Annotated in this window: 19 protein-coding genes; 13 read left to right on the top strand and 6 right to left on the bottom strand. The window is 65.2% G+C overall.

The window, feature by feature from the left end:
• Positions 1–190: 190 nt before the first annotated feature.
• From MUG94_RS02815 to MUG94_RS02800, 4 genes are all read left to right on the top strand, one after another.
• Entirely contained in the window at positions 191–3,613 is a 3,423-nt protein-coding gene (locus MUG94_RS02815; RefSeq protein ID WP_227908987.1) for a DEAD/DEAH box helicase, read from the top strand.
• A gap of 248 nt (positions 3,614–3,861) precedes the next feature.
• Entirely contained in the window at positions 3,862–4,119 is a 258-nt protein-coding gene (locus MUG94_RS02810) for a hypothetical protein (RefSeq protein ID WP_227892661.1), read from the top strand.
• 60 nt (positions 4,120–4,179) lie between these two features.
• Entirely contained in the window at positions 4,180–4,632 is a 453-nt protein-coding gene (locus tag MUG94_RS02805; protein ID WP_227908988.1) for a MarR family winged helix-turn-helix transcriptional regulator, read from the top strand.
• Between the two features lie 102 nt (positions 4,633–4,734).
• Positions 4,735–5,535: a cyclase family protein gene (locus tag MUG94_RS02800; protein ID WP_227908989.1), complete on the top strand. Its 801-nt coding sequence runs from the start codon at positions 4,735–4,737 to the stop codon at positions 5,533–5,535.
• Positions 5,536–5,539: 4 nt separating this feature from the next.
• Here the strand turns inward: MUG94_RS02800 and MUG94_RS02795 are convergent, their stop codons facing one another.
• Both MUG94_RS02795 and MUG94_RS02790 read right to left on the bottom strand, forming a co-directional pair.
• Positions 5,540–6,562 carry an NAD(P)-dependent oxidoreductase gene (locus tag MUG94_RS02795; RefSeq protein WP_227908990.1) on the bottom strand — a complete coding sequence of 341 codons (1,023 nt, stop codon included), beginning with the start codon at positions 6,560–6,562 and terminating at the stop codon, positions 5,540–5,542.
• 146 nt (positions 6,563–6,708) lie between these two features.
• Entirely contained in the window at positions 6,709–7,377 is a 669-nt protein-coding gene (locus tag MUG94_RS02790) for a CE1759 family FMN reductase (RefSeq protein WP_227908991.1), read from the bottom strand.
• 214 nt (positions 7,378–7,591) lie between these two features.
• Here MUG94_RS02790 and uriT (MUG94_RS02785) point away from each other — a divergent pair, with 214 nt between their 5' ends.
• From uriT (MUG94_RS02785) to MUG94_RS02765, 5 genes are all read left to right on the top strand, one after another.
• The gene (gene uriT, locus MUG94_RS02785) at positions 7,592–9,058 is read left to right on the top strand and encodes a uridine transporter UriT (RefSeq protein WP_247098830.1); all 1,467 of its coding nucleotides are present in this window, start codon (positions 7,592–7,594) and stop codon (positions 9,056–9,058) included.
• Between the two features lie 319 nt (positions 9,059–9,377).
• Entirely contained in the window at positions 9,378–10,325 is a 948-nt protein-coding gene (gene uriH / locus MUG94_RS02780) for a uridine-preferring nucleoside hydrolase UriH (RefSeq protein WP_227908992.1), read from the top strand.
• Entirely contained in the window at positions 10,322–11,752 is a 1,431-nt protein-coding gene (uriT, locus tag MUG94_RS02775; RefSeq protein ID WP_423724446.1) for a uridine transporter UriT, read from the top strand. Before uriH ends, uriT (MUG94_RS02775) begins: the two co-directional genes overlap by 4 nt.
• Before the next feature lie 65 nt (positions 11,753–11,817).
• On the top strand, positions 11,818–12,732 hold the full coding sequence (locus MUG94_RS02770; RefSeq protein WP_227908993.1) for a ribokinase: 915 nt from the start codon (positions 11,818–11,820) through the stop codon (positions 12,730–12,732).
• A gap of 100 nt (positions 12,733–12,832) precedes the next feature.
• On the top strand, positions 12,833–14,344 hold the full coding sequence (locus MUG94_RS02765) for an AAA family ATPase (protein WP_227908994.1): 1,512 nt from the start codon (positions 12,833–12,835) through the stop codon (positions 14,342–14,344).
• Between the two features lie 3 nt (positions 14,345–14,347).
• On the opposite strand, the gene MUG94_RS02760 is transcribed toward MUG94_RS02765, so the two are convergent.
• The gene (locus tag MUG94_RS02760) at positions 14,348–16,018 is read right to left on the bottom strand and encodes an FAD-binding dehydrogenase (protein WP_227908995.1); all 1,671 of its coding nucleotides are present in this window, start codon (positions 16,016–16,018) and stop codon (positions 14,348–14,350) included.
• A gap of 202 nt (positions 16,019–16,220) precedes the next feature.
• Between MUG94_RS02760 and MUG94_RS02755 the strand changes: the two genes are divergently transcribed.
• Positions 16,221–16,373 carry a hypothetical protein gene (locus tag MUG94_RS02755; protein WP_227892650.1) on the top strand — a complete coding sequence of 51 codons (153 nt, stop codon included), beginning with the start codon at positions 16,221–16,223 and terminating at the stop codon, positions 16,371–16,373.
• Positions 16,374–16,499: 126 nt separating this feature from the next.
• Here MUG94_RS02755 and MUG94_RS02750 read toward each other — a convergent pair whose 3' ends face one another.
• Positions 16,500–16,736 carry a YegP family protein gene (locus tag MUG94_RS02750; protein ID WP_227892649.1) on the bottom strand — a complete coding sequence of 79 codons (237 nt, stop codon included), beginning with the start codon at positions 16,734–16,736 and terminating at the stop codon, positions 16,500–16,502.
• 114 nt (positions 16,737–16,850) lie between these two features.
• A complete protein-coding gene (locus MUG94_RS02745) occupies positions 16,851–17,843 on the bottom strand; it encodes an asparaginase (RefSeq protein WP_227908996.1) in 993 nt (330 codons plus the stop codon).
• A 153-nt stretch (positions 17,844–17,996) separates the two neighbouring features.
• Between MUG94_RS02745 and MUG94_RS02740 the strand changes: the two genes are divergently transcribed.
• The 3 genes from MUG94_RS02740 to MUG94_RS02730 all read left to right on the top strand — a co-directional run bounded on the left by MUG94_RS02740 (position 17,997) and on the right by MUG94_RS02730 (position 19,453).
• Positions 17,997–18,437 carry a very short patch repair endonuclease gene (locus MUG94_RS02740; RefSeq protein WP_227908997.1) on the top strand — a complete coding sequence of 147 codons (441 nt, stop codon included), beginning with the start codon at positions 17,997–17,999 and terminating at the stop codon, positions 18,435–18,437.
• 72 nt (positions 18,438–18,509) lie between these two features.
• The gene (locus tag MUG94_RS02735; protein ID WP_227892646.1) at positions 18,510–19,199 is read left to right on the top strand and encodes an HAD family hydrolase; all 690 of its coding nucleotides are present in this window, start codon (positions 18,510–18,512) and stop codon (positions 19,197–19,199) included.
• Positions 19,196–19,453 carry a hypothetical protein gene (locus tag MUG94_RS02730; protein ID WP_227908998.1) on the top strand — a complete coding sequence of 86 codons (258 nt, stop codon included), beginning with the start codon at positions 19,196–19,198 and terminating at the stop codon, positions 19,451–19,453. Before MUG94_RS02735 ends, MUG94_RS02730 begins: the two co-directional genes overlap by 4 nt.
• A gap of 50 nt (positions 19,454–19,503) precedes the next feature.
• Here MUG94_RS02730 and MUG94_RS02725 read toward each other — a convergent pair whose 3' ends face one another.
• Positions 19,504–21,879: a Tex family protein gene (locus tag MUG94_RS02725; RefSeq protein WP_227909036.1), complete on the bottom strand. Its 2,376-nt coding sequence runs from the start codon at positions 21,877–21,879 to the stop codon at positions 19,504–19,506.
• Positions 21,880–22,024: the final 145 nt, after the last annotated feature.

Genomic DNA, 22,024 nt, shown 5'->3' with positions numbered 1-22,024 from the left:
AAGAAAGTACACGCAGATCACGCCATTGTGATCTGCGTTGCCCACGATGCTAGCGAGAATTCGAACGCTTTGCAGGGAAGGCCCGCCGACGCTCCCGATATCCCCGATCCAGATCGCCGCCGGAGACCTGCAAACCAAGCCCCCGGATGCCCGTCACGGAAGTGTCGGGGCTGCGTGAGACGATAAAAACATGCCTTCTTCACCGCCTCTGATCGACGTCACGGACATCATCCGGGTCGTCGGCGGATCCGCGTTTCAACGCGGCCAAACATACGCCAAAGGCGGTGCCGTGGTTGAGCTGGCCTGGGAGCCTGAGGCCGAAGTACTGCGCGCCAAGGTCCGCGGACATTCCTCCGTGCCGTACCGGACCATGCTGCAGCTGGGAGAAAAACGGCAGGGCGACTACCGGTTGCTGGACAACCACTGCAGCTGCCCGGTCGGTTTCGACTGCAAGCACGTTGCCGCCGTCGCACTGCAAAGCAATACCGACCATTTGGTGGCGCGGCAGGAATTCATCCGACCTTCAGCTTCCACCGGACCAACGGTGCCGGCTTGGCAGGAGTCCCTGCAGACACTCATTGACGCTGACCTCCACGCGCTGACGGGAAGCACCAAGGCCTCGGCCACACCTTTGGCGCTCCAATTTGAGGTGAGGACAACGGACGCGGGAATCAGCGCCCGCTGGGGTGCTCCGGCTCCGCGAAGCGCCCACCGCAACACTTCCTTTCGGCTCGGCGTCCGCCCGGTGGTCCGCAACACCAAGGGCAACTGGGTCAAGAACAACCTGGCGTGGAGCAACATTGCTTACCAGACATACGGGCTGCAGCTGGATCCGGAGCAGCACCGCTGGTTTTCCCAGTTCCCCGCTCTGCACCGCTCCAACGGCGTCAGCTACTTCGGCCAGAACGACTCGTGGCTTTATCTGGACGATTTCTCCAACCCCCTGCTGTGGCAACTGCTGGAAGAAGCGCAGCGGATCGGCGTGCAGTTTGTCGGCACCAAGAAAGACACGAGCGTCCGGCTGGGGCAGCGGGCTGCACTGTCCCTCGATGTCCGTGCCGCCAAAGATTCCCTCGCCAAGGAATCCCCTGGAACGGCAGGCGCCGTGCCTCTGCAGCTGCTTCCTGTTCTGGAGATCGACGGCGAACCGTACCCTGCCGACGCCGCCGGACTGATCGCCGGGCACGGCATCTACGTGCGCAGTCCGGAGAACGTCATCACGCTGGCGCCCACGGCCCGCCCCTTGACCGATCAGGACAAGGGCCTGCTGCTGAACAGCGCACCGGTGATGATCCCCGAAGAGGACGCCCCGGTCTTCCTGGAAAAGTTCTATCCCAAGCTCCGCCAAGTCCTGCCAGTCACCAGCAGCGACGATTCGGTGGAGTTCCCCGAGATTTCCCCGCCCCTGCTGGTGCTCACGGCCTCCTTCCAGCCGGACGACTCCCTCTTCCTGGACTGGGAATGGGAATACCGGCAGGGAGATGACCTCAACCGCATCCCGCTGGGCACCCGGGCAGATCCCGCGTCCAGCTACCGGGATGTGGCAACTGAAGCTGACCTGCTCACCGCCGTTGGCAAAGTGCTGGGGGCGGTGCCGCGCAGCCGCTCCTATCAGGGCATCGACACAGCAGAGTTCACCGAGTATCTGCTCCCCAAAATCGAAAAGGTCGACGGCGTACGGGTGGACATTGTTGGCGAGCGCCCCGCTTACCGCGAGCTCACCAGCGTCCCCGAACTAAAGATCACCACGGTGGAAACCGAGCGCCGGGACTGGTTCGACCTCGGCATCATGATCACCGTCGAAGGCCGGCTCGTGCCCTTCGCCGACGTCTTCAAGGCACTGTCCCAGGGCAAAACCAAGATCCTGCTCGTTGACCGCACCTATCTCTCGCTCGACCGGCCTGAGTTTGCCCAGCTGCACGCCCTGCTGGAAGAAGCCGAAGGGCTGCAGGAATGGGAAACGGGCGAAATGACCATCAGCCGGTACCAGGCCGGCCTGTGGTCCGAGTTGGAGGAGCTGGCGGAGGAAACCGAACAGGCCGCAGCCTGGCGTGCTTCAGTCACCGGCCTGCTGGAACTGGATTCAGTAGAGCAGGTGCCGCTGCCCGCCGGACTGAAAGCAGACCTCCGCCCCTATCAGGCCGAGGGCTTCAACTGGCTGGCGTTCCTCTGGAAGCACGGGCTCGGCGGCATCTTGGCAGATGACATGGGCCTGGGCAAGACACTTCAGACGCTGGCCCTGCTGGCTTATGCGCGGGAGCAGACATCCCAGCCCGACGGCGGCGCAGCGCCGGTTGCCGACGGCGGCATGGCGGGGGCCGACGGTGACGGCACGTCCGCTGGCAGCTCCAGCGCGGAAGAACACACCCAGGCACGCAGGCCCTTCCTGGTCGTAGCCCCCACCTCGGTGGTGCCGAACTGGCTCTCCGAAGCGGCCCGCTTCACCCCCGGACTCCGTGCAGTCGCCATTCCAGACACCACCGCCAAGTCAAAAGTGCCGCTGGCCGAACTCACTGCGGATGCCGACATCGTGGTCACCTCCTACGCCGTGTTCCGGCTCGACTTTGCCTCATACCGCGCCCTGGAGTGGGACGGGCTCATCTTGGACGAGGCGCAGTTCGTGAAGAACCGCACCACCAGGGCCCACCAGTGCGCACGCGACCTCAACGCGCCCTTCAAACTGGCCATTACCGGCACCCCCATGGAAAACAACCTGTTGGAGCTGTGGAGCCTGTTCGCGATCGTGGCGCCAGGGTTGTTTCCCTCCGCCCGGAAGTTCATCGAGGAATACCAGCGCCCCATTGAACGCGGTGAGGACAACAAGCTCCTGGCCCGGCTGCGCCGACGCATCCGCCCACTGTTGATGCGCCGCACCAAGGAAGCCGTTGCCAAGGACCTGCCGGAGAAGCAGGAGCAGGTGCTGGAGGTGGAGCTGAGCCCGAAGCACCGCAAGATCTATGAGATGCATCTGCAGCGCGAACGCCAAAAACTGATGGGCCTGATCAAGGATCTGGACCGCAACCGGATGATCGTCTTCCGTTCCCTGACCCTGCTGCGGATGCTCAGCCTGGATGCGTCGCTGGTGGACGACGACTACGCCGGGGTTCCTTCAGCCAAGCTCGATGCCCTCTTTGAGCAGCTCGAAGATGTCACCGCCGAGGGTCACCGTGCCCTGATTTTCAGCCAGTTCACCTCCTTCCTGAAGAAGGCCGCAGCCCGGTTGGACGCCGCGGGCATTCCCTACGCCTATCTGGACGGTTCCACCCGGGACCGCGGCGAAGTCATCGCTTCCTTCAAGGACGGCCAGGCTCCGGTGTTCCTTATCAGCCTTAAGGCCGGAGGTTTCGGCCTGAACCTGACGGAGGCGGACTATGTGTTCCTGCTGGATCCGTGGTGGAACCCGGCTGCGGAGTCGCAGGCGGTGGACCGAACGCACCGCATCGGCCAAACCCGCAACGTGATGGTTTACCGGATGGTTGCCCGCGGAACCATCGAGGAAAAAGTGATGGCGCTCAAGGAGCAGAAGGCCAAGCTTTTCAGCTCAGTGATGGACGACGCCGCCGTGTTTAGCTCAGCGCTCACTGCCGACGACATCCGGGCACTGCTGGACTAGGAGCAGCATTCCGGATCCCGGCGAAGCCGGGCTGAAAGCTATGACTTTGGGCATAGCGCCGACCCTGCGGAAGTGCTCAGAACCGCGCCGTTGCAGGCATCTGCGGGCCTTCAGCGGGTTCTTCCACCGGGTCCGGGAACGCGCCGGAGAATTATTATTCTGGAAAAGTATTGCATGCATCCAGCCGCCGTTGATGCGGTTTGTGCGTGCCCGGAACCGATCATCCTGTGCCGCCATCAGGAAGGAAAATGAGCACTTCCGAATCAACCCTCATCCGTCCGTTGGACGTGACTGCCAAGGACGAAGATGAACTTGTCCACGTCTTCTGCACTCCCTGCAAGCGCCGGGCCATGCACCATGCGCAACGACCTGTCCCCTACTGCGGGAAAACCATGCCGAATCGCCCGCTCCGTGACGACAACGGCCATCTTCCGGTCTGCATGGTCTGCGTGGACCTGGCCCGCTCCGGCCCGTGCCCAAAGTGCGGAACCCGCGCGCTGCTGTAACCGCTTCCCGCCGTCCCCCGAGCCATTCCCCAGATCCGCATTGCTTTGTACAGTGGGGTGATGGCTACTGACGAACGTCCCATCGGATTCTGGCTCAAGCTTGTGGACCAACTGGTTGATGATCAGTTTGGCGCCAGTTTCGAGGAGCACGGCGTCACCAGACGGCAATGGCAGATGATGAACCTGTTGACGGACGGCCCTGCCTCGGAAAAGCAGCTCTCCGACGCTTTAAAGCCGTTCTTTCCCGTGGTCGAGGGCAGCATCACCTCGGCGGAACTGATCGAAGAGCTGCGGGAAAGCGGCTGGGTGTCCCTGGATGACAGCCAGTACCAGTTGACCGATCTGGGCCGGCGCAGCCTGGAAAACCTGCGCGGCGCCGTCGAACGCATCCGGGAACAACTCACTGAGAACGTTTCCGAGGATGAATACGGCGCCCTGGTTGCAGTGCTGCAGCGGATGGCGACCAACCTGGGCTGGGACGGATCGGCGGAGGACCCGCCTGTATCGGCCTGACTCTGCCGACATGTTGTGCTCCATATGACGCGTGGATGACACGGCGCCTCGGAGGCACGGGTATTCTCAGGCAAAGCCTCCTCCCGTGAACAGGACCCGAACATGAGCCTTGACCGCACTGATTCCGGTTTGATCAATACCCTGCTGGCCGCCGTTGCCGGCGGAACGCTGGAAATCGTGGACCTGACGGCTCCGCTGAGCAGCGGGACCCCCACCTTGAAGCTCCCGGAACCGTTCGTAAACCTGATTGATTTCAGCTTGGAAGCGGTCAGTGCCTTCGACGAGCCGGGCCCGTTCTGGAAGCACAACAACATCCATACCGGCGAGCACATCGGCACGCACGTGGATGCGCCGTCGCACTGGATTACCGGACGCGACGGAGACGACGTTTCACAACTTCCGCTGACCCGGCTGGTGGCGCCCGCCGTCGTCCTCGACTTCAGCGCCCAGGCCGCCGCGGATCCGGACTTTGTGCTCGAGATCGAGCACATCAAGGCCTGGGAAGTCGAGCACGGAGCGCTGCCCGACGGCGGGTGGCTGCTCCTGCGCACCGGTTGGGACAAGTTTGCCCAGGACCCCGATGCTTTCCTCAATATGGACGACGCCGGCTCGCACACCCCTGGGATCTCTGCGAAGTGCGCCAAATGGCTGGGTGAAGAGACGGGAATCGCAGGACTGGGGGTGGAGACAGTGGGAATCGACGCCGGCAACGCGGGAGCCTTCGATCCACCCTTCCCCGCGCACTATTACCTGCTGGGCAACAACAAGTACGGCGTCACCCTGCTTCAGAACCTGGCCCAGCTTCCACCCACCGGCGCTCTGATCGTTGTTGCGCCCCTGAAGATCACCGGCGGCACCGCAAGCCCTGCCCGAGTGATGGCGCTGGTGGAACGCGGCCGGTGACGGGTCAGTACCCCGCGTCAACGTCCACGACGCCGTCCAGCGGCTGATCCGCAGCGAGCCGGCGCACGTTGTCGCGCACACGGCCGGCCAGCAGCGGCGCCACCATGTCCGGGGTCTCGGCGGTGTGAGGCGTGAGAAGGACCCTTGGCTCGGACCACAGTGGATGCCCGTCCGGCAGCGGTTGGGGATCCGTGACGTCCAGGGCAGCGCCGGCCAGTTTGCCCGCGGCAAGCGTCTGCACCAGGGCTTCCGTATCCACCAACGGGCCGCGGGCAACATTGATGAGGAAGGCGTCGTCCTTCAGGAGCGCCAACCGCCGGGCGTCCATCAGATGCTTGGTTCCCTTCGTCATGGCAGCGGCCAGGATCACGACGTCGGCCGTTTTCAGGGCATCATCCAATCCCGTATCGGTGACCGTTCGTTCGGCTCCCGGGACCGGACGGTCATGCGCCCGGACCACAGTGACGTGCTCAGTAAAGGCACTCAGGAGCCGCAGGATTTCCTCCCCCACACCGCCGGCACCCACCAGCACCACGCGGCGGTTGTGCAGCGAGGTACCCCGTGGGGGACCCCAGGTATGAGCCCGCGCAAAAACCGGAACGCTGCGCAGGAGGGCAAGGGTCAGGGTAAGGGCGAACTCCCCCACCGGTTGCCGGAAGGCGCCCTTTCCGCTGGTCCACTCGACGTCCCGGTGGGCCCGCATCACCTCGTCGTACTGATCCACGCCGGCCAGAGGCAACTGGGCCCAGCGGATGTTCGCGCGCCCCACCACCGCCCGCTCCACATCCTCTGGTCCGACGACGTCCGCCAGCACAATACCGGCGGTGGTGTCCGACAAAGGCTCGACAACCCCTCCGCCCTCGGCAACTGCTGAAACCAGCTCGGCCGTGGGAGCCGGAAGGATGGCGATGGAGGGGGCAGGCGCGGTGGGTGTAAACGGATCGTCCGTGGGCACCGGATCTCCGCGGACGGCGGACAGTCTCCTGGATGAACCGGCGGAGGACTCGGATTCAGCATGCTTCGCCATATACGGCTCCTGCGGCTGGTGAGGTTCCCGGCACAGTGGCAGGTCCCCGGGGGCTGGGCTCCGGTAATCGGACCCAGATAGGCCGACCCGGTCTGGACGGCTTTCGTCGAGTTTAGTTCGGGCCGGACACCGTTAGAAGAGGTGCCCTATCCCCGTCGGGTTTGGGCGAGCAACTGCTCAAACGGCAGCGAAGCCATGGGATCCGGACGCTCCGCGGGCCGCTGCGCTTCCTGGGTTCCCTGGGTTCCCGGGGTTCCCAATAAGGCGGCGAGCTCGGAGGCCGCACGGCGCACCCGTGTATCCAGTGCAGCGGTGCCGGCGGGTCTGGCCGCGACATCACCGGCTGAGCCCCAGTCCTCCGGGGCCGCATAGACCGCCGTCGGCGTGGGTTTGGTCCGCAGATAGCTGAACATGGGGCGCATCGCGAAGTCCAGCACCAGGGAATGCCGCGAACTGCCGCCCGTGGCACCCAGGATCACGGGTTTTCCGTCCAGGGCGGTGTTGTCGATCACATCGAAAAACGATTTGAACAGCCCGCTCATGGACGCAGTGAAGACTGGCGTCACCGCCACCAGAGCATCTGCGGCCACCACTTCATTGATGAGCGCCTCCAACTTCGGCGGCGCGTAGCCGGTCACCATGTTGTTGGCGATATCCACGGCGAATTCCCGCAGTTCGAAGGTGCTCACCGACGCGGAGCCACCGGAAGTTTCCAGCGCCCGGCGGGCAGCCTCCCCCAACTGGTCGGCAAGCATGCGGCTGGACGAGGGAACACCCAAACCCGCCGTCACGACTACGATTCTGCGATCCGCCATACCGGCGACCTCCTCTAGTTCATGCTTTTGCATCTACTTAGTCTTGCCTCCTGCAACCCCTGCAGGTCCGCCGTTATTCCTTGCCGGGGGCCGCGTACGGCCGTCCGGCGGTAAACCCGTGCCCGAACGCGGATATCGTTAAGCGGTACCGAACCCCTTCGAGGTTCCGAGACACGGTTAAGATCCCCCCGAAATGAATTGACGTAATACACCTGTGAGTGAAACAACCAAACGCCGCGTCAACGTTGCAGCGCTGATGACGGCGCTGCTGACCGCCTGCATGGCGTTCCAACTGAACGCCTCCATGCTCTCCCCCGCACTGTTCACCATCGAAGAAGAACTGAACACCACCTCAGCGGCCGTAGCCCTGACCCAAACCGCGTTCTTCACCGCAGCAGCGCTCTTCTCACTTTTCCTTCCCCGCCTCGGTGACATCATCGGCCGCAAGAAGGTCCTGGGCGGCATGCTGGTGGTTCTTACCATCGGCTCCGTGCTTGCCGCGCTGGCCCCAAGCATCGAAGTGCTGTTCCTCGCACGGCTGATCCAGGGCGTCTCCGGACCCACGGTAGCGCTGTCCATGATCATGCTGCGGGTGGAAATCCGCGAACCAAAGCTCTATGGCACCTTGATGGGCGTCATCGCCGCGGTCAACGGGGGCATTGCCGGCGTTGACGCAATTGCCGGCGGTTACCTGGCGCAGAATTACGGCTTCGCCTCAATCTTCTGGACCATGGCCGCCGTTGGGGTCCTTGCCGCTGTCCTGGTCATCCTGGTCGTCCCGGAATCGTCAGCGCCGACAAAGGCAAAGATGGACTGGGCAGGTGTTGTTCCCCTGGTGATCTCGGTGGGCACCCTGCTCACCGCTTTCAACGAGGCCGGCAAGCTGGGAGCCGCCAACTGGCCCCTCGTGATCGGACTGATCATCGTTTCCGGAGTCGCCTTCACCGCGTTCTGGAAGGTTGAGAACCGCACCGAGCAGCCGCTGATAGCCACCCGTCTGCTGAAGCAGCGTTCCACCTGGGCGCTGCTGCTGACCACCGTGCTGACCATGACCGGCGTCTTTGCCGTCATGAACGGCATCATTCCCGCCCTGGCGCAGGACGGCGTCATTGGCTTCGGCATGGGCGCCGAGGACTCCGCCTGGTGGACCATTACTCCCTATGCCCTCGCCGGATTGGTTATCGGCCCCTTCGCCGGCCGCCTTGCGGGCAGCTGGGGCTATGCGAAGGTGCTGCGCATCGGCACAATCGGTTCTGTCATCGCGCTGGCCCTGATGCTTCCGGTTGTCGGCAGCGATTCCAAGCTGGGCCTGCTGGGCGTCTCGGTGCTGATCGGCATCACCTACGCGGGCATCGGCAACGTCATGCTCAGCGGTCTGGGCGTGATGCTGTCCCCCAAGGAGAACCCGGGCTTCCTGCCGGGACTGAACGCCGGTGCGTTCAACCTGGGCGCCGGCCTGAGCTTCGCCGTGATTTATGCGGCTAAAACCGCCACGACCGCGGCGGACGGATCGGGTACCGAGGGCTACTACGGCGGCATCATCGCCGGCCTGGTCATCCTGGTACTCGCTTTGGCCTCCTCCTTCCTGATCCCCAAACCGGGAGATGCTGAAGGAGACGCCGCCCCTGAAGAAGCCGCAGAATCAGAACGGCGCACCGACGCTGAACCTGCGCTCCGCTAAGAGCCGCAGCGCACAGATTAGGGCCTGCCCGGACCGCAGGCAAATCGGCGGAGGCTGCGGTGGGAGGGGAGAGCAGCATCAGGAAATAGAGGCCGAAAATCGCCGATATCTTTAATGCAGTGCCCCCTCCCCTCGGGGGAAAGTGCTGCCCTTTGAACGGTTTTCCGGCCACCGCCCGAACCCGTTCCACAACGCGCCGCACTCCGCCGTGGCCTCCGCCCGCACCGCTTCGCCGCGCCTGCTGAACGGACCGCCCAGGCGGGGCACTGCACCACGGGGACCCCGGTCCCAGCGAGAACCTCAACGAAGCGGAGATGCAATGCCCCACAAAATCATCCTGGACTGCGATCCTGGCCATGATGATGCGGTCGCCCTGCTGCTGGCACACGGCAGCCCGGAGATCGAGCTTCTGGCGGTGACCACCGTCGTCGGAAACCAGACCTTGGAGAAGGTGACCCGCAACGCGCTGGCAATTGCCCGTGTTGCAAATATCACAGGTGTTCCCTTCGCGGCAGGCAGTCCCCGGCCCCTGGTCCGCACCATCGAAACCGCTCCGGACATTCACGGGGAATCCGGCATGGACGGCCCCGAGCTGCCCGAGCCCACCATCGAGCTGGACCCGCGGCACGCCGTCGACCTGATCATCGACACTGTCATGTCCCATGAACCCGGCACCGTCACTCTGGTTCCCACCGGCGGGCTGACCAACATTGCGCTGGCCGTCCGCAAGGAACCGCGCCTTGCCGAGCGTGTGAAGGAAGTTGTCCTGATGGGCGGCGGCTATCACGTAGGCAACTGGTCTGCAGTGGCAGAGTTCAACATCAAGATTGATCCGGAAGCCGCACACATCGTCTTCAACGAAAAGTGGCCGCTGACCATGGTCGGACTGGACCTCACGCATCAGGCTCTGGCCACGGACGAGGTTGCCAACCGCATCGCCGCGGTGGGCACCAAGCCGGCCAAGTTTGTCGGGGAACTCCTCGAATTCTTCGGTCAGGCTTATAGGGACAATCAGGGTTTTGATTTCCCGCCCGTCCATGACCCCTGCGCCGTCGCCTACGTCATCGACCCCTCGGTCATGACCACTCGGCGTGTTCCGCTGGATGTCGAACTGACCGGCACCCTGACCCTGGGCATGACGGTGGCGGATTTCCGTGCACCGGCGCCCGATGACTGCAACACCTCCGTGGCTGTTGACCTGGATCACCAGAAGTTCTGGGACCTGGTTGTCGACGCTCTGGAGCGAATTGGTGAGGTAGACCTGTGACCGCAACAACCCAGCGCCGCGTCAATGTGGCCGCCCTGATGACGGCCCTGCTGGCTGCCTGCGTGGCCTTCCAGCTCAACGCCTCCATGCTCTCCCCCGCCCTGGTGAAGATCGAGGAGGAGCTGAACACCACCTCCGCAGCTGTGGGCCTGACCCAGACGGCGTTCTTTACCGCGGCAGCCCTGTTCTCCCTGTTCCTCCCCCGGCTCGGTGACATCATCGGCCGCAAGAAGGTCCTGGCCGGCATGCTGGTGGTCCTCACCATCGGCTCCGTGGTGGCTGCACTGGCCCCGACCATCGAGGTCCTGTTCATCGCCCGCCTGATCCAGGGTGTTTCCGGTCCCGTGGTGCCCCTGACCCTGATCATGCTGCGCGTGGAAATCCGCGACGCCAAGCTCTACGGCACCCTGATGGGTGTCATCACTGCCGTCAACGGCGGCATCGCCGGCGTTGACGCGATTGCCGGCGGCTACCTGGCCGAAAACCACGGCTTCGCGTCGGTGTTCTGGGCCATGGCCGCCGTGGGCGCCGTAGCCACCGCCCTCCTGCTGTTCCTGGCGCCGGAATCCCGGGCCGAGAAGAAGGAAAAGATGGACTGGGTGGGCGTTGTTCCCCTGGTGATCTCCGTGGGCACCCTGCTGACCGCCTTCAACGAGGCCGGTAAGCTGGCGGACGCCAACTGGCCGCTCGTGATTGGCCTGATAGTCATCTCCGCCATCGCGTTCATCGTTTTCTGGAAGGTTGAAAACCGGACGGCGCAGCCGCTGGTGGCCACCCACCTGCTCAAACAGCGTTCCACTTGGGCGCTGCTGCTGACCACGCTGCTGACCATGACCGGCGTCTTCGCCATCATGAACGGCATCATTCCCGCCCTGGCGCAGGACGGCGTCGTTGGCTTTGGCCTGGGCGCCGAGGAATCCGCTTGGTGGACCCTCACCCCGTACGCCATTGCCGGGCTGGTTATGGGCCCGATCGCCGGCCGCCTCGCGGCCACTTGGGGATACGGCAAGATGCTGCGGATCGGCATGATCGGCTCCGTGATGGCCCTGGCCCTGATGCTCCTGGTCGTCGGCAGCGATTCCAAACTGGGACTGCTGGGCGTTTCGGTGCTGATCGGCATCACCTACGCCGGCATCGGCAACATCATGCTCAACGGCTTGGGCATTGTGCTCTCCCCCAAGGAGAACCCCGGTTTCCTGCCGGGCTTGAACGCCGGTGCGTTCAACCTGGGCGCCGGGCTCAGCTTCGCCGTGATCTACGCTGTGAAGACCGCCACCACCTCGGCAGACGGATCGGGGACGGAGGGTTACTACGGCGGCCTGATTGCCGGTTTGATCATCCTGGTACTGGCTCTGGCCACGTCCTTCCTGATCCCCAAGCCCGTCGACGCTGAAGTGGGCGCGGACACCGAGCCTGCCGCCCGTTAGCCCGCCCGTCAGCCAGCCCACCTATCCATCCGCCTGATCCCCTCCACCAAAGGAGAATTTCCCGCATGTCCGCCGGAAAAGTTGTAGTTGTAGGGTCGCTCAATGCTGACCTGACTGTCCGCACCGACCGTTTCCCGCAGCCCGGGGAAACCCTCAACGGCTCGGAACTGGTCATTGTCCCCGGCGGAAAGAGCGCCAACCAGGCTGCTGCGGCGGCCATCCTGGGTGCCGATGTTCGACTGTTCGGCGCCGTGGGAGCCGACGGACACGGGGATCTGCTGCTGAAGGCCGCGGCCGCTGCCGGCGTTGACGCCTCCCGCGTCCTGCGCCGCACGGACACGGCAACCGGCACGGCCATGATTGTGGTGGACGCCGCCGGGGAAAACACCATCATCGTTTCCCCGGGCGCCAACGGCACCGTCACCGGCGCTGAGCTGCCGGAGAACCTGTTCGACGACGCAGCCGTCCTTACGCTGAGCCTTGAGGTTCCGCTGGACGCGGTCACCGCTGCGGCGCGCGCAGGGCACGACGCCGGCGCGCAGGTCCTGCTGAACCTCTCCCCGTACCGGGAGGTTCCGGCCGAACTGCTCGCGCTTACCGACGTCCTGCTGCTCAACACCCACGAAGCGGCGCTGGTCACGGGTCTCGCGGATCCCGCCTCCGATTGGGAAGCGGTCATCGCTGTCCTGGGACGGCTCGGCGTGCGGCGCACCATCATCACGCTCGGCGGGGACGGTGCCGTCGTGCTGGACGGCACAGCCCAGGGAACGGATCGCGTGGTCTCCGTGGCACCCACCCGTGTCACCGCGGTGGACACCACCGGCTGCGGCGATGCGTTCACCGCAGCCACCGCTGCACGGCTTGCTGCCGGGGATTCGCTGGTGCAGGCGGCAACCTTCGCGGCCCGAGCCGGTGCACTGGCCGCCACCCGCGAAGGTGCGCAGTCCTCATACTCGGCACTGGCGGAGCTGGTGGGCTGAGGCTCAGTCCCCACCGCAAAACGACGACGGCGCTTCCCCACCCGGGAGGCGCCGTTTTCGTCTGCTGCCAGGCTTTCGTCTGCTGTTAGGCTCTTGCCGCATGGATGAAAAACTGGGGGAATTCCTCCGCAACTTCAACCGTGCCATCGATCTGGCACAGGCGCACCGGGACGAAACTCCGGGACGTGTCCGTCTCTTGGACGTACTGACCGCCCACCTCGGCATGTCCGCCTCTGACCTTCCCATCCTGGCCCAGGATTTTCCGGTCCATCGTTTCGCGGATCTGGACATCGCCGTCGAGAAGATCTCCGGGCAGGATCCGCAGGCACGGCTGATCGGTGTGGGCGGTGGGCAGCAGCGTCACCACCTATCCCTGTCGGACCTCGTGCAGCAGGAGTACGGTCCGGTAAGCGTGGGCCAACCGGATTTCGTGAATCTCGCCGTCGGACCGGACAGTACCCGTGAAGTGGTGGCGCTGGGGCTGCGGCTCTTTGTCTACGAGGGGTCCCCGCTGGCGGTGCTGCAGCGCGCAGCCAACCCGCAGTATGGACGCAACGGAACGGACATTGCCGTGCTGGCCCCGGAGCGGGAAGCGGCTGCCCGGTTCCTGGCGGCGATCCAGGAGGATCTGCGGACCAACAGTATTCTGCGCGGACAGGTGGTGTCCTTCGCCTTTGACCCTTACGGCCAGCAGGGTGCCGGTGTCACGTTCCTGCACCGCCCCTCATTGCCCGCAGATGAAGTGATTCTGCCCGACGGCGTTCTGGACCGGGTGGGCCGGCATGTCCTGGGCATCGCAGCAAACCGCGAGACACTGCGGAAGCACGGACAGCATTTGAAGCGCGGTGTCCTGCTCTACGGTCCGCCCGGCACCGGCAAAACCCACGCCGTCCGCCACCTGCTCAGCGCCAGTGCCGGAACGACGGCGGTGCTTCTGGCCGGTAGCTCGCTGCACGCGGTGGGAGAAGCGGCACGCCTGGCGCGTGCCATGGCGCCGTCCATGGTGATTCTCGAGGATATTGACCTGGTGGCCGAGGACCGGAACATGGGCCACGGACCCCAGCCCCTGCTCTTTGAAGTCTTGGACGCCCTGGACGGGCTGGACGCCGACGCCGACGTCGTTTTCCTCATGACCACCAACCGGGCAGAGGCCCTGGAACGGGCACTCGTGCAGCGTCCCGGGCGGGTGGACCTCGCCGTCGAAATTCCGCTGCCCGACGTCGGGAACCGGGTGCGGCTGCTGGAGCTCTACGCGCCGGCCGGAGTGTTTTCCGAGGATGCCCTGCGGGCTGCTGCGGAGCAGTCCGAGGGTGCCACCGCGTCCTTCGCCCGGGAGCTCGTGCGCCGTGCAGTACTGGCCGCCGTGGACGCCGGCGAGGAGCCCGGGGACCAGCATTTGGCCGCAGCGGTCCAGGAACTCATGGGCCAGGGTGAGGCGTTGACGAGGAGCCTGCTGGGGGCCGGCGGCGAGGATCCTGCCGGCAGCGTTTCTGACGGTTCAGGGCTGCTGCCGGACGGGCAGGAACCCGCGCCGGAGGTCAGCGTGGGTTACAGCTTTGGCTGGGTCGGTCAGGGAGGGGCCAGATATGTCCCGCTGCCACGGACCACATGATGGCTACCGTCCCGCGGCGCGTCCGGCCGCCCGGCCGCTGAACAGGCAACCGCCCAGGAACGTTCCTTCCAGGGACCGGTAGCCGTGCATGCCGCCGCCGCCAAAACCAGCTGCTTCACCGGCAGCGAAGAGGCCGGGAACGGGATTTCCGTCCAGTCCCAACACGCGTGAGTCCAGATCCGTTTCCAGACCGCCGAGGGTTTTGCGGGTCAGCACCGACAGCCGTACCGCAATGAGCGGACCGTCCTTGGGATCCAGGATCGGATGCGGAGACGCCGTTCGAATGAGCCGGTCCCCCAAATAGTTCCGTGCCCCGCGGATGGCCGTAACCTGGCTGTCCTTGCTGAAGGGGTTGGCGATTTCCCGGTCCCGGGCTTCCAGCTCGCTGCGGATCGCCTCAGCGGAGAGTACCGGAGCAGCTCCGTTGGTGGAGTCCTTCGCCAGTGCGTTCATGCCCGCTACCAGCTCCTCCACCGAGCCGGCGGTAATGAAGTCCTCGCCGTGGTCCAGGAACTTCTGCACCGGCCCGGGCACACCGGCCGTGGCACGGCCCAGCACATCACGCACGGACTTACCGGTCAGGTCCGGATTCTGCTCTGACCCGGAGAGTGCAAACTCCTTGCGGATGATCGCTTTGTTGAGGATAAACCAGCTGTAGTCGTAGCCGGTGGTGCGCAGGTGCTCCAGGGTGCCGAGAGTGTCAAAGCCGGGAAACAGGGGCACCGGAAGCCGGTGCCCGGCGGCGTCCAGCCAGAGCGAGGACGGCCCGGGCAGGATCCGGATGCCGTGGTTGGCCCACACCGGGTTCCAGTTCCTGATGCCCTCCACGTAGTGCCACATCCGGTCCGGGTTGATGACCCGGGCGCCGGCCGCGGCACTAGCGGTGATGCCGCGGCCATCCACGTGCTCGGGCACGCCGCTGAGCATCGTGGCCGGAGCCGTCCCCAGCTGCTCCGGCCACGCCGCCCGCACCAGGGCATGGTCGCCGCCGATTCCGCCGGTCGTGACCACGACGGCGCCGGCCGTAAACTCGAACTCCCCGACCGGGATGCGGCTGGTGACCGCGCCGCGGACCGCCGTCGTCGGTTCCAGCACACTGCCGCGCACCCCGGTGACGACGCCGCCGCTCACCGTCAGTTCCTCCATCCGGTGACGGAAGGCCAGCCGCACCAGGCCGCGGGCAACGCCGTCGCGCACCTTCGCTTCAAAGGGCGCGGTGATGCCCGGGCCGGTGCCCCAGGTGATGTGGAAGCGCGGTACGGAGTTTCCCGGGCCGTTGGCACCGTATCCGCCGCGCTCCGCCCAGCCGACCACCGGAAAGACGCGGTGACCCATCTGGTGCAGCCACGCGCGTTTCTCGCCCGCCGCGAAGTGGACGTAGGCCTCGGCCCAGCGTCGTGGCCAGTAGTCTTCCGGCCGGTCAAAGCCCGCCGTTCCGAGCCAGTCTTGCCACGCCAAGTCCACGGAGTCCTTCACCCGCAGCCTGCGCTGTTCGGGCGTATCCACCATGAACAGCCCCCCAAAGGACCACCACGCCTGGCCGCCGAGGCTTGCCTCCCCCTCCTGCTCCAGGAGGATGACGGAGCGGCCGGCATCGATCAGCTCGGCGGTTGCCGTCAATCCCGCCAGTCCGGATCCCACAACAATGACGTCCGCGTCTGTGCTTGGCTGCATCCGGTTCACGGTACCGGCAGTTTCACCCTCTGGCTAGGACCGATATTTGCCTGCCAGCCCGGCCGACGGCGGCGGCTCTGCTCCGCCGGACCGGTCACTTGACGGTTGCCTCTTTCTGCCCGGACCACCGCTTCCTAGACTTGGCCGTATGGGCTGCTTTTCCAAAAATCCGGAGCCCACCCCAACCTGAAGAGAGAAAACCATGGCCGAGAAGGAAAACCCCACAACCGGCGAAGACTCGGACCGCACCCACAACGAGGCTCCGTCCGAGGGAGACACGTCAGTCGCTGATTCCACTGGACAGCGCCAGCACGCCCAAGATGCAGCCGAAGGAGACGACGCCGACAAGAAGTAGCGGCGGCAGCGGGCATACCGCCCGGCAACATTGAGCCCGTCCACGTCACGTCTGTCTCATGAAGAAGGCCTGAGGTTCCGCGGGGAACCTCAGGCCTTCCTCAAATCTGTTGCGGTGGCGCCCCGGTCAGGACGCTTTTGCCCGTCCATCATTGCTGCTGGCCTCGCCAAGCAGGTCCGCATCGTGGCTGTGGTCCACCACCGGTCCCGTGCCTGCGATCTCCCGCATCAGTTCAATTCCGGCCACGGCCGCCTGCTTGGTGGGGAACATCGCTGACACTGCCATCAGCGCGCCATCACCGGAAATGAGCTTGATCCGGAACGCGCCGTCGTGGGCGTCGACCAGCTTAAAGTAGCCCGACATCACTTACCTCCTTGTAAGGGGTATCAACTATGCCCCTAATAGTAAGCCAGCTTAGGGGTTGTGGGACCACCCATTTGCCAAACAGGTAAGGCCGCAACCTCTTCGTTATCTTTGTTATCCAGACTGACCGCCTTGCCTTCCGGGAGCAGCCGTGAGGACGCGATGGATCTGTTCGGGAGTGGCAGGCTGGGAGGTGAGCAGTGCCGCAAGAATGCGTGCCTGCGAAGGTTTGAGGTCTCCCGAGGGAATCGCGCCGGCCCGCACCAGGTCCACCCCGCCGCCGGCGCCGTACGTGGGGACAACTGGACCGAAAGGCACCCGCGAGCTCAGGACCACAAAGCATCCCCCGCGCACAGCGTCCTGGACTGCCTCGACAAAACCCGGGCCGGCATTGCCCAGCCCGGTGCCGGCAAGGACAACGGCATCCGCACCGGCATGAACGGCATACGTGAACAGGCCGGTGTCGGTGCCAAGAGCGCAGTCAATGATGCTGACTCGGGCCTGGTCGAATTCTTCGCTCGGCATGCGCATCGGAGAGGGCCGGAGCGGCCTGGCAGTCACATGCAGGCTGTCCCCGATGAAATGGGCCACCTCGGTCCCTCCGGCAAAGGGGTCTGCTGCCACGGTGCTGGCCAGAAACAGTCCACGGGCCGAACGGATCTTCCCGGCAAAGGAAACCAACACTCCGGTGCCGCGCAATTCCGGCGAAGCTGCGGCTTCCACCGCTTCCTCAAGGTTCTGCGGACCGTCAGGCGCTGCAGCATCGGCCGGACGGCGGGAACCGGTAAACACCACCGGCTTGGGTGAGCCATGGACCAAATCCAGCAGGAAAGCCGTCTCCTCCATCGTGTCGGTGCCGTGGGTGATGACGACGCCGTCCACGGTGGAGTCCAACACGGCATTCCGTGCAGCTTGGGCTATGGTCCGAAGGTCAGAGAGCTGCAGCAGATAGCTCCCGCTCACCATGATGTCCCGCACCGTGACGGTGTGACGGCGGGACAACGTGCGGATCAGATCGTCCGTTCGGTCTTCGGCCACCAACCCGCCGGGCCCGGCGCTGCGCGAAGCGATCGTGCCCCCCGTACCAAGTATTCGAATCGATGCCATAGACCAGCCTTCCGCGTGTTCAGATCTACCTGCAAACGTAGGCGGACACAGCCGACGGTGGCTAGGGCACTGGGCTGTACCGGTTGCTGAACGACGGTTTCCGAATGACGGTTTCCACCCGGCCGAAAGCGTGCGCCTGCCTAAACTGGAGCCATGGCCGATATCGTGACCGTTGATCAGCGCAGCCGGAATATGTCCCGCATCCGGAGCAAGAACACCAAGCCTGAGCTCCTGGTCCGCCGCCTGCTGCACGCAGCAGGCTACCGTTTCCGGCTGCACGGCGCCGCGGGTGGGAAACTGCTGCCGGGAAAACCGGATTTGGTGTTCGCCGCCCGCCGCAAGGTCATCTTCGTCAACGGTTGCTTCTGGCACCTGCACAGTTGCCGTGCCGGCCAGCATGCGCCGCAGAACAACAGTGAGTTCTGGGCTGAAAAGCGGCGCCGGACCGCTCTGCGGGACGCTGCGGCAGTGGAAGCTCTTGCCGCAGCCGGGTGGGAGTCCCTGACGGTTTGGGAGTGTGAATTAAGGGACCTCAGCGTTTTGGAAGAACAACTCGCGGCATTCCTTGGACCGCGCGGCACCTCCGGTCACTAGAATCGAACCTGAGCCCGCGAGAACCCGTTCCCTCCCGGACGCTTTCAGACCCCAATCGAAGGCAGGACAGACATGGCCCGGAACAGCACCGCCAAGCGCGGCGTCCTTTTCGACGTTGACGGAACCCTGGTGGATTCGAACTACCTGCACGCCGTTGCCTGGTGGCAGGCCTTCCGCCGGATGGACCTGGACGTTCCGATGTCCGCCGTACACCGGGCGATCGGAATGGGCGGTGACAAGTTGGTGGAACATCTTCTGGGCGAGGATCGGGACAAGGACCAGGACGAAAAGCTGGACGCGACCCACGGAGCCATTTTCTCCACGTGGTGGCCGGCGCTTCGCTCCTTCGACGGTGCCCGGGACCTGTTGCTGGCCTGCGCGGACAAGGATCTGACCGTTGTGCTGGCGTCTTCAGCGTCAGGACCGGAGTTGGAAGTCCTGCGCACCGTGATCGACGCCGATTCAGCGATCGCTGCGGCCACGAGCTCGGCCGACGCCGAGGAATCCAAGCCTTCCCCCGATATCCTGCAGTCAGCCTTGGACAGCTCCTCCCTCACCGCTGAAGAAACGATCTTCGTGGGCGACTCGGTGTGGGACGTGAAAGCGGCGGCAGAGCTGAAGATCCCCACCATCGGGCTGCTCTGCGGCGGAACCAGTGAAGCGGAACTGCGCGACGCCGGTGCCACCGAGGTCTTCGAGAACCCGCGGGACCTGCTGGAAAACCTGGAAACTTCGATGCTCGGAAAGCTGGCAGCGGCATGACCACCGAACCCACCGGACCCGCCAACGCCGAGGAAGATCCCCTGGGACCGAGTGCACCGCAGCCCGAGCCCGCGGGCGACCCGCGCCGGCCCGGTCAGGCCAAGCGCCCGGCCGGCAACATCCGGGAAGCGCAGGGCACTTCCCCCGGCGGAACAGTTCCCGCCGGCCATTCCGGGAAAGACCCTGAGGATCCGGACGCCGGCGGCACCGCCCCGGAAGATGCTCTGACCGAGCCGGAGTCCTCTGACGGTTAGGCCGGTTTAGCCTGCCAGCCCTGCCGGTTTAGCCTGCCAGCCGGGCCCGGCTAAACCAGCCCGGCCCGGCGCAGCGCATCAGCCATCGGCCCCTGTGCCTGTGCCGGTACCGGAACCGGCGGGCGGCGGTTGCCTCGCGGGGCGGGGATGCCCGCCTTCCCGGTGCGCTGGGGTGCAGAGCCCTTGCCGCCCCCGCCTGTTGGGGACTCGGTGCGGGTCTTCGAGACGCGCTCCCGCAGAGCCTTGGGCTCGCGGGCGGCGGCAGCGGCGTCGTCGTCGTCCAGGCGAAGCGTCAGCGAAATGCGTTTGCGTTCCGGATCGGCTTCCAGCACCTTGACCTTGACCACCTGTCCGGACTTCACGACGTCGTGCGGATCGGAGATGAAGGTGGAGGACATTGCGGAAATGTGCACCAGCCCGTCCTGATGGACTCCCACGTCCACGAAGGCGCCGAACGCAGCCACATTGGTCACCACGCCGTCCAGCACCATGCCCGGACGGAGGTCGGAGATCTTCTCCACACCTTCGGAGAAGGTGGCCGTGCGGAACTCCGGACGGGGATCACGGCCGGGTTTGCGCAGCTCCGCCACGATATCCAGGATCGTGGGCAGCCCCACCGAATCATCCACAAAGGATGACGGGGTCAGGTTTTCCAGCGAGGCGCCGGCCGGGCTCATGGTGCTCCCGGCTGCAGCGAGGATCCGGCGTGCAATCCCGTAGGACTCCGGATGAACGCTGGAGGCGTCCAGCGGTTCGGTCCCGGCGGTGACCCGCAGGAAGCCAGCGCACTGTTCAAACGCCTTCGCTCCCAGCCGGGGCACCTTCTTCAGATCCGCGCGGCGGGCAAAAGGCCCGTTTTCATTCCGGTAGGCTACAATGTTCTCGCTGAGCAGCGGGCCGACGCCGGCCACCCGGGTCAGCAGCGCCGGTGAGGCAGTGTTCACATCAACACCCACCGCGGTGACGCAGTCCTCGATCACCGCGTCCAGGGACCGTTCCAGCTTGGCGGCACTGACGTCGTGCTGATACTGGCCGACGCCGATCGACTTCGGATCGATTTTCACCAGTTCCGCCAGCGGATCCTGAAGCCGGCGGGCAATCGACACGGCACCGCGAAGGGAAACATCCATCCCCGGCAGCTCAGCCGTTGCAAGGGCGGATGCAGAATAGACGGAGGCTCCGGCTTCCGAGACCACGAGCTTTTGCAGGCCTGCCTGAGGCATCAGCTTGATCAGTTCGGTGGCCAGTTTGTCGGTTTCACGCGACGCGGTGCCGTTGCCAATCGCAATCAACTCCACCCCGTGCGTCTTCACCAGCTCAGCCAGCCGGGACAGGGCCTCGTCCCACTTGCGCGCCGGGGCATGCGGATAGATGGTGTCGGTGGCCACCGGCTGCCCGGTGCCGTCCACGACCGCAACCTTCACGCCGGTGCGCAGCCCCGGATCCAGCCCCAGCGTGGGACGGTTTCCTGCGGGTGCGGCCAGCAGGACATCGCGCAGGTTCGCTGCGAACACGCGGACCGCTTCGGCTTCGGCGGCGGAGAACAGCCGGACGCGGAGGTCCGCTGAAAGCTTGGCCAGGATGCGCCGCCAGGCAAGTTGCACGGTCTGCTGCAGCCAGGCGTCGGCCGGCCGTCCACGGTCCGCGATGCCCAGGCTCGCGGCCACTGCCCGCTCATATTTTTGCCGAGCTGCAGCCAGAGCGGAGGCATCAGCCGGACCGGCCTCCATGAGCTCGAGTTCAAGAATGCCTTCCTTCTCACCGCGCAGCAGGGCCAGCACCCGGTGTGAAGGCATGCTCGAGGGCGAGCCGGTAAACGCGAAATAGTCGGCAAACTTCTGGCCTTCCGCTTCCTTGCCCTTCTTCACCTGCGAGCGCATCTTGCCCTGCTTCCACAGCCGCTCGCGTTGCCCGGTGAGCAAATCGGCATCCTGGCCCGCCCGCTCAATCAGGATGGCGCGCGCGCCGGCGAGCGCTTCCGCCGTGTCCGGTACGACGTCGTTCACAAACCGGGCGGCGGCGCGTTCCGGCACCAGGGACGGGTTGGCCAGCAGCGCCTCGGCCAGCGGTTCCAACCCGGCTTCGCGTGCGATCTGTGCTTTGGTCCGGCGCTTGGTTTTATACGGCAGGTAGATGTCCTCGAGGCGGGACTTGGTGTCCGCGGCATCGATGGCTGCTCGGAGCTCCGGGGTCAGCTTGCCCTGGCTCTCAATAGCGTCGCGGACGGATTGCCGCCGGTCCTCCAGCTCCCGCAGGTACCGCAGCCGCTCGTCGAGTTCGCGCAGCTGGGCGTCGTCCAGGGTTCCGGTGACCTCTTTGCGGTAACGGGCAATAAAGGGAACCGTGGCGCCGCTGTCCAAAAGATCCACGGCGGCACGTACCTGCCAGGGCGTCACCCCCAGCTCGGCGGCGATCTGCGCGCACACGCGGTTGGTGACCTGCTCTCCGGCCGTATCGGACCGGTCTGCGGCCCGCTCGGGTCGCGGTGTTGAGGCGGCTGCTGCATTCTTGGGCTGTACCGGGGGAAGACTCACCCGCCCAATTGTTCCCTACCACCTGCGGGATTGGTCA

Origin of the sequence: Arthrobacter gengyunqii, assembly GCF_023022985.1 — a bacterium.
GTDB lineage: Bacteria > Actinomycetota > Actinomycetes > Actinomycetales > Micrococcaceae > Arthrobacter_B > Arthrobacter_B gengyunqii.
The sequence above is the reverse complement of the archived record's forward strand: the minus strand, read 5'-3'. Positions and strand labels throughout refer to the sequence as shown.

Bases quoted from the DNA above. Each gene is read 5' to 3' on its own strand.
- MUG94_RS02815 (WP_227908987.1), top strand. From the start codon at position 191: ATGCCTTCTTCACCGCCTCTGATCGACGTCACGGACATCATCCGGGTC.
- MUG94_RS02810 (WP_227892661.1), top strand. From the start codon at position 3,862: ATGAGCACTTCCGAATCAACCCTCATCCGTCCGTTGGACGTGACTGCC.
- MUG94_RS02805 (WP_227908988.1), top strand. From the start codon at position 4,180: ATGGCTACTGACGAACGTCCCATCGGATTCTGGCTCAAGCTTGTGGAC.
- MUG94_RS02800 (WP_227908989.1), top strand. From the start codon at position 4,735: ATGAGCCTTGACCGCACTGATTCCGGTTTGATCAATACCCTGCTGGCC.
- MUG94_RS02795 (WP_227908990.1), bottom strand. From the start codon at position 6,562: ATGGCGAAGCATGCTGAATCCGAGTCCTCCGCCGGTTCATCCAGGAGA.
- MUG94_RS02790 (WP_227908991.1), bottom strand. From the start codon at position 7,377: ATGGCGGATCGCAGAATCGTAGTCGTGACGGCGGGTTTGGGTGTTCCC.
- uriH (WP_227908992.1), top strand. From the start codon at position 9,378: ATGCCCCACAAAATCATCCTGGACTGCGATCCTGGCCATGATGATGCG.
- MUG94_RS02770 (WP_227908993.1), top strand. From the start codon at position 11,818: ATGTCCGCCGGAAAAGTTGTAGTTGTAGGGTCGCTCAATGCTGACCTG.
- MUG94_RS02765 (WP_227908994.1), top strand. From the start codon at position 12,833: ATGGATGAAAAACTGGGGGAATTCCTCCGCAACTTCAACCGTGCCATC.
- MUG94_RS02760 (WP_227908995.1), bottom strand. From the start codon at position 16,018: ATGCAGCCAAGCACAGACGCGGACGTCATTGTTGTGGGATCCGGACTG.
- MUG94_RS02755 (WP_227892650.1), top strand. From the start codon at position 16,221: ATGGCCGAGAAGGAAAACCCCACAACCGGCGAAGACTCGGACCGCACC.
- MUG94_RS02750 (WP_227892649.1), bottom strand. From the start codon at position 16,736: ATGTCGGGCTACTTTAAGCTGGTCGACGCCCACGACGGCGCGTTCCGG.
- MUG94_RS02745 (WP_227908996.1), bottom strand. From the start codon at position 17,843: ATGGCATCGATTCGAATACTTGGTACGGGGGGCACGATCGCTTCGCGC.
- MUG94_RS02740 (WP_227908997.1), top strand. From the start codon at position 17,997: ATGGCCGATATCGTGACCGTTGATCAGCGCAGCCGGAATATGTCCCGC.
- MUG94_RS02735 (WP_227892646.1), top strand. From the start codon at position 18,510: ATGGCCCGGAACAGCACCGCCAAGCGCGGCGTCCTTTTCGACGTTGAC.
- MUG94_RS02730 (WP_227908998.1), top strand. From the start codon at position 19,196: ATGACCACCGAACCCACCGGACCCGCCAACGCCGAGGAAGATCCCCTG.